Source organism: Salinibacterium sp. GXW1014 (genome assembly GCF_044769865.1).
In the GTDB taxonomy this organism is placed as follows: Bacteria; Actinomycetota; Actinomycetes; order Actinomycetales; family Microbacteriaceae; genus Homoserinimonas.
In genome coordinates this window covers 717,565-723,732 of sequence record NZ_JBIZWA010000002.1, presented here as the reverse complement: position 1 = coordinate 723,732, position 6,168 = coordinate 717,565, and the positions used below count along the sequence as shown (strand labels likewise).

General features: G+C 69.8%; 6 protein-coding genes. All 6 read left to right on the top strand.

The features are described from left to right. Positions 1-554: 554 nt before the first annotated feature. The 6 genes from ACIQK7_RS13200 to recN are packed head-to-tail and all read left to right on the top strand — an operon-like array spanning position 555 to position 6,149. Positions 555-1,388 (top strand): hypothetical protein, encoded by an 834-nt coding sequence (locus ACIQK7_RS13200; protein ID WP_403025669.1) that lies wholly within the window; start codon positions 555-557, stop codon positions 1,386-1,388. A 58-nt stretch (positions 1,389-1,446) separates the two neighbouring features. Then, entirely contained in the window at positions 1,447-2,412 is a 966-nt protein-coding gene (locus tag ACIQK7_RS13195; protein ID WP_403025666.1) for an HAD-IIA family hydrolase, read from the top strand. A gap of 45 nt (positions 2,413-2,457) precedes the next feature. After that, a complete protein-coding gene (locus tag ACIQK7_RS13190) occupies positions 2,458-2,625 on the top strand; it encodes a hypothetical protein (RefSeq protein ID WP_403025663.1) in 168 nt (55 codons plus the stop codon). Continuing rightward, a complete protein-coding gene (locus ACIQK7_RS13185) occupies positions 2,618-3,415 on the top strand; it encodes a TlyA family RNA methyltransferase (protein WP_403025727.1) in 798 nt (265 codons plus the stop codon). The genes ACIQK7_RS13190 and ACIQK7_RS13185 overlap by 8 nt, the downstream gene beginning before the upstream one ends. A 31-nt stretch (positions 3,416-3,446) precedes the next feature. Beyond that, positions 3,447-4,421 carry an NAD kinase gene (locus ACIQK7_RS13180; RefSeq protein ID WP_403025662.1) on the top strand — a complete coding sequence of 325 codons (975 nt, stop codon included), beginning with the start codon at positions 3,447-3,449 and terminating at the stop codon, positions 4,419-4,421. A gap of 27 nt (positions 4,422-4,448) precedes the next feature. Then, entirely contained in the window at positions 4,449-6,149 is a 1,701-nt protein-coding gene (gene recN, locus ACIQK7_RS13175) for a DNA repair protein RecN (RefSeq protein ID WP_403025659.1), read from the top strand. The last annotated feature ends 19 nt before the right edge of the window (positions 6,150-6,168 follow it).

Genomic DNA, 6,168 nt, shown 5'->3' with positions numbered 1-6,168 from the left:
CACCGGGACCAATCAGGAGAATATTCGTGAGCGAATCAGATCGTCCCCGCCGACCAGGTGAGCGCCCTGACGGCGCTCGCGATGACCGCCGCGGCCCCGCGAAGGGCCAACCGCGCGGTAGTAAGCCCCCGCGGCGTGACGCCCCCGGTTCAGGCGACGCCCGACGCGGCGGCGACGACGCTCGGCCTTTCCGTGACGATGACCGTCCGCGGCGCTCGGAGGACCAGCCGGGCAGCGGCGAGTCGCGCGCTCGTCGGGATGGGGATCGCCCCCGTCGCGACGGCGATTCCGCACGCCGCGACGGCGATCGCCCGCGTCGTGATGGCGATGCTCCGCGCAGGGACGGGGAGCGGCCTCGTCGCGACGGCGAGCGTGCATCCGGATCAGCACGCGGCGGCTCCGAGTCGCGGCCTCGCTGGAACGACGGTGGTCGACCCGAGCGTGGCGGCCGGCCTTCCGGTCCTCGGCGCCCCGGTGGTTCCGGCCGGGACGGGGTCTGGACCAAGGACGGCAAGCCGGCCCGCGGGGACCGGGATGCGCGCGATCGCGAGCCGATGGAGGATCGTGACCCCTACGGCATCCGTTCCGTGCGCAACCGGCACGATGACCCGCATATTCCCTCGGACGTGCGGCCCGACCAGCTCGACCGTGTCGCGCGTGCACAGCTGAAGACGCTGGCCAAAGAGAACGCCGATGTCGTCGCCACCCATCTCGTGATGGCGGCGCGGTTGATCGATGAGGACCCGGAGCTCGCACACCGCCACGCGACATCCGCTGCTCGCAAGGCCGGGCGCATCGCGGTTGTGCGTGAGTCCCTTGCGATCACGGCCTACGCGGTCGGTGATTTTGCCCTGGCGCTGCGCGAACTGCGCACCTACCGGCGCATCTCCGGCCGGGATGACCAGCTGCCGATGATGGTCGATTCTGAGCGGGGTCTCGGCCGGCCCGACCGGGCGCTTGAGCTTGGCCGCTCGGTGCCGCGCGAGACCCTTCCTGTGGATGTCCAGGTGGAACTCGCCATCGCGATGTCGGGAGCCAGGCTCGACCTCGGGCAGACAGATGCTGCTCTCCTGGAATTGGAGATTCCGCAGCTGGATCCGGAACGTGCCTACAGTTGGAGCCCCGCGCTGTTCTCGGCCTATGCCGCCGTGCTCGAGGACCTCGGCCGCGACGGGGACGCCGAAGATTGGTACCGCCGCGCCGATATCGCGGCGGCAGCGCTCGCTGGCGAAATGTCGAATGAAGAGGATGTCATTGAGGTTTTTGAAGAGGAAGCCGACGACGAAGGCAGCACACTCGTCAGCGACGACACAGGTGGGGTCGCCCCAGGCGAAGGCGGCGCCGACGCAGGGAACGCAGGACCGAACGACGACACCAGCAACGACTGAGCGCAGCGCGACGGCCCTTCGGGCGGGGGAGACTCCGCTCAGTGGAATCGACTGCGTCATGGTCGACCTTGACGGTGTCGTCTACAAGGGCGACCACGCCATCCCTGCGGCGGTCGAGAGCCTGACGTCCACGACGCTTCGTGTCGGATACCTGACGAACAACGCCTCGCGCACGGCGGCCTCGGTGGCCGAGCACCTGCAGCGGCTCGGGCTGCCGGCATCCGAATCGGATGTCGTCACCTCCTCGCAAGCAGCGGCGCGACTGCTGCTTGGGCTCGTTGATGAGGGTGCCGAGGTGCTCGTGGTCGGGGGAGAGGGCCTCATCGTGGAGGTGGAGCGCGCGGGCCTCACGCCGGTGCGCACCGCGAGTGACGCGACGGCCGCCGTCGTGCAGGGCTTCTCGCCCGAGGTCGGATGGAAGGACCTGGCGGAGGCTGCCTACGCGCTGCAGGGGGACCACGCCGAGCGGCCCTGGGTTGCGACGAACAACGACTGGACGATCCCGCTGGCGCGCGGCGTCGCGCCGGGCAATGGCACCCTCGTCTCCGCCGTGCACACGGCCGTGGCGAGGCTTCCCGTGATTGCGGGCAAGCCCGAGACGCCCATCTTCGAGGCGGCGATGGAACGATTCGGTGCACGCACGGCCCTGTTCGTGGGCGACCGGCTCGACACCGACATCCTGGGCGCCAACCGGACCGGCCTTCGTTCGGCGCTCGTGCTGACCGGCATCGACGGGGCGCGCCAGTTGCTCGCGGCCGACCCCTCGATGCGTCCCGATGTGATCCTGGGTGACCTGTCGGAGCTTGACGCGCCCTATCCCGAGGTCCTGAGCGAGGCGGATGGCGTCACGCGAGTGGGTGGTTCTGCCGTGCGGCTCGTGGGGCGGACACTCGAGCTCGTGGAAGCCGGGAATTTTGCGGATCTCGTGCGCGCGGCATCCGCTGCCGTGTGGGGTTCCGGGATGGCGATCTTCGCGATTGACGTGACCGGCCCGCTGCTCGACGCCCTGCGCATCGCGCGCTGAGCGGGCCGTCGACGGCTTCGGGGTCGCGTGTGGTGGAATTGGGGCATGGACCAGGAGCAACCCGTGCGTGACGACGCCGTCGCTGATGGCGAGTTCGTGTCTCGACTGCGCGTCATCGAGGATCAGCCGCTCGAGCAGCGCGCGGAGGCCTTCGTGCAGGTGCACGACGAGCTGCTCGCCATGCTCGAGGCGGGGGAGCACTCGCATCGCTGAGACGACCCGCCTCGACGCGGCACTTGCCGCGCGCGGACTCGCTCGATCGCGCACCCACGCCGCGCGTCTGATCGCCGACGGCCTCGTGAGCGTGGACGGCGTGCAGGCGGTGAAGTCGTCGCAGCAGGTGCTCGACTCGAGCGTGATCGAGGTTGCGGGCGCCGACCACTATGTCAGCCGCGCCGCCCACAAGCTGGTCGCGGCGCTGGACGCTTTCGCGATCTCGGTTGCCGGCCGCACGGCGCTGGATGTCGGGGCCTCGACGGGCGGATTCACGCAGGTGCTGTGCGAGCGCGGCGTCGCGCGGGTGGTCGCCCTTGATGTGGGGCATGGGCAGCTCGCGGCCGAGGTTGCGGCCGACCCCCGCGTCACAGTCGTGGAGGGGTTCAATGCCCGCGAGCTCAGCCCGCCATCGCTCGCAGAGGCCGTGGGTGAGCCGATGGCGCCCGACCTCGTGGTGGGTGACCTGTCGTTCATCAGCCTCACCATGATCATCCCGGCCCTCGTGCGGACGGCCGCCGAGGGAGCCGACCTCGTGCTCCTCGTGAAGCCGCAGTTCGAGGTGGGGCGCACGGGCATCCGCGAGGGAATCGTGCGTGACCCCGGCCTGAGGGCGGACGCCGTGGCGACCGTGCTGTGGAGCGCCTGGGATGCTGGGCTCGGCACGGCGGGTATCGTCTCCTCACCAATCCTCGGCGGCGCGGGTAATCACGAGTACCTCGTGCATCTCAGCACTGTCGGCAGCAATCCGACAGAATGGTTGGAGCGCGTTTCAGAGCTGAGCCGGTGACCCGGTTGGCCAGACCACTAGGGAGTGCCGAGTGAGTGCAGGTGACGGTTCGTCCACTGTGGCGGGCGCACGCAGCATCCTTGTCGTCTCCCACACGGGTCGCACGGAATCGCTCGCTGCGGCGGCGCAGGTCTGTCGCGAATTGCTCGACGGCGGGGTCGCGGCGGTCACGACGCGAGAGGAACGCCAGGACCTCATCAAGCATGACCCCGCGCTCGAGACGATTCGCGTGCTGGGCGAGGACGTCTCGATCGACATGCTCGAGCTCGGTATCGTGCTGGGCGGCGACGGCACGATCCTTCGCGCGGCGGAACTGCTGCGCGGCTGCTCGGCTCCCATCCTCGGCGTGAACCTTGGGCACGTGGGCTTCCTCGCCGAGAGCGAGCGCGACGATCTCGCCGAGACGGTGCGTCGTGCCCTCAACCGCGACTACCTCGTGGAGCAGCGTATGACGCTCGACGTGCGGGTCAAGGTCGGCAACGCGGTCGCCTACGAGACCTGGGCGCTCAATGAGGCGACGGTCGAGAAGGCGAGCCGCGAACGTATGCTCGAGGTCGTCATCGAGGTCGACCGGCGGCCACTCTCGTCGTTCGGTTGCGATGGCGTGGTGATGTCGACGCCGACCGGGTCGACGGCGTATTCGTTCTCGGCGGGGGGACCGGTGGTGTGGCCAGGGGTGGACGCGTTGCTGCTCGTGCCGCTCAGCGCTCACGCTCTCTTCGCACGCCCGCTCGTCGTTGGCCCTGACTCGGTGCTGGCCGTCGAGGTACTCGACCGCACGCAGGGCACGGGAGTGTTGTGGTGCGACGGTCGGCGCACCTGGGACCTGCCGCCGGGTGCCCGCGTGGTCGTGCGGCGTTCCGAGTTGCCGGTGCGCTTGGCGCGATTGCACGAGGCGCCATTCACCGATCGGTTGGTCAACAAGTTCCAGCTTCCCGTTGCTGGGTGGCGAGGACCGGAGAGCACGGCAACGCGCGAGGTCCCGATCCAGGCGGCACATGAGTGACTCGGCAGTACGTGGGGAGGGCGTGAGGTGATCGAGGAGATCCAGATCCGCAATCTCGGGGTCATCGGCGAGGCGAGCCTGCCGCTCGGGCCAGGGTTCACTGCGCTCACGGGTGAGACGGGTGCGGGCAAGACCATGGTGGTGACGGCGCTTGGACTCCTGCTGGGGGCCCGCGCCGACAGCGGCGTCGTGCGCAAGGGCAACCCCGCAGCATCCGTTGAGGGCCGGTGGCTCATCGACGAGGGCAGCCTCGTGGCCGAGCGGGTCTCGGATGCCGGTGGCGAGGTCGACCCCATCGGCGGCAGTCGTGCCGAGCTCATCCTGAACCGCAGCGTCACTGCGGAGGGACGCAGCCGAGCCGTTGTCGGGGGGCGCTCGGCCCCCGTCGGTGTGCTCGCCGAGTTGGGCAGCCAGCTGGTGGTCGTGCACGGCCAGTCGGAGCAGTTGCGCCTCAAGTCGTCCACTGCCCAGCGTGAGGCACTCGACCGTTTCGCGGGCGAGGAACTCGCAACGGTGCTTGCGGAGTACCACTCGGTGTACCGCGAGTGGCAGGACAGTCAGGGCGAGCTCGATGTGCTCGTGGCCGAGCGGGACCGGCGCGCGCGCGAGGCCGAGGAGCTGCGCGGAGCGCTCGACGAGATCGAGGCGGTCGAGCCGCTGGCCGATGAGGACACGCAGCTCGATGAGCGCATCGAGCGCCTCGGAAACCTTGAGGACCTGCGCCTCGCCGCCGAGTCGGCCCGCGTGCTCCTGGCCGGGGACCTCGATGAGACTCCGGCCGCCGCAACGCTCCTCGATGCCGCGCGCCGACAGCTCGAGCGGGTGTCGGACCACGATGCCTCGCTCGCCTCGATCGCCGAAGCCGTGACGAGCGCCTCCTTCGTGGTTGCCGACCTCGGCTCACAGTTGGCGAGCTACCTGGGCGGGCTCGACGCCGAGGCCGCGACGGAACTCGAGCGCCTCCAGGAGCGCCGGGCAGAACTTGCGACGCTCACGCGGAAGTACGGGCCGACCCTGGGTGACGTCATCGCGTTCGTCGACGAGGGCAGCACACGACTCCTCGAACTCGACAGTGACAGCGACCGCATCAGCGAGCTCTCGGCATCCGTCGAGCGCAGCAGGGAGCAGATCGGAACGCTCGCCTCCCGACTGCACGACATCCGGGCCGCCGCGGCCGGCAGGCTCGGCGACGAGGTCAGCGCCGAACTGAGCGCGCTCGCGATGCCCGACGCGACCCTCGCGGTCGAGGTCACGGAGCGGGCGGAATATGGGCTCAGCGGGAAGGACCAGGTCGCCCTGCTCCTGCAGCCCCACCCGGGCGCGGAACCGCGCCCGCTCGGCCGGGGCGCATCCGGGGGCGAGCTCTCGCGGGTCATGCTCGCGATCGAGGTCGTGCTGGCGGGCAGCGACCCCGTGCCGACCTTCGTCTTCGATGAGGTGGATGCGGGCGTCGGCGGTGCCGCGGCGATCGAGATCGGTCGACGACTCGCCCGACTCGCGGAGCGTTCGCAGGTCATCGTCGTCACGCATCTGGCCCAGGTTGCGGCATTTGCGAGCAACCATCTCTCGGTCGTGAAAGACAGCGACGGCTCCGTGACGGCCAGCAGCGTGCGCCAGTTGACGGGCGAGGAGCGCACTGCAGAGATGGCGCGACTGCTCTCGGGCCTCCCCGACTCCTCAAGCGGCCTCGAACACGCGCGAGAACTGCTGGAGCTCGCCGCCGAATAACGCAGACGCCGGTGATAGG

What these genes read in the sequence shown, in the direction of transcription:
- ACIQK7_RS13200 (WP_403025669.1), top strand. Translation starts at nt 555, where the DNA reads ATGGAGGATCGTGACCCCTACGGCATCCGTTCCGTGCGCAACCGGCAC.
- ACIQK7_RS13195 (WP_403025666.1), top strand. Translation starts at nt 1,447, where the DNA reads ATGGTCGACCTTGACGGTGTCGTCTACAAGGGCGACCACGCCATCCCT.
- ACIQK7_RS13190 (WP_403025663.1), top strand. Translation starts at nt 2,458, where the DNA reads ATGGACCAGGAGCAACCCGTGCGTGACGACGCCGTCGCTGATGGCGAG.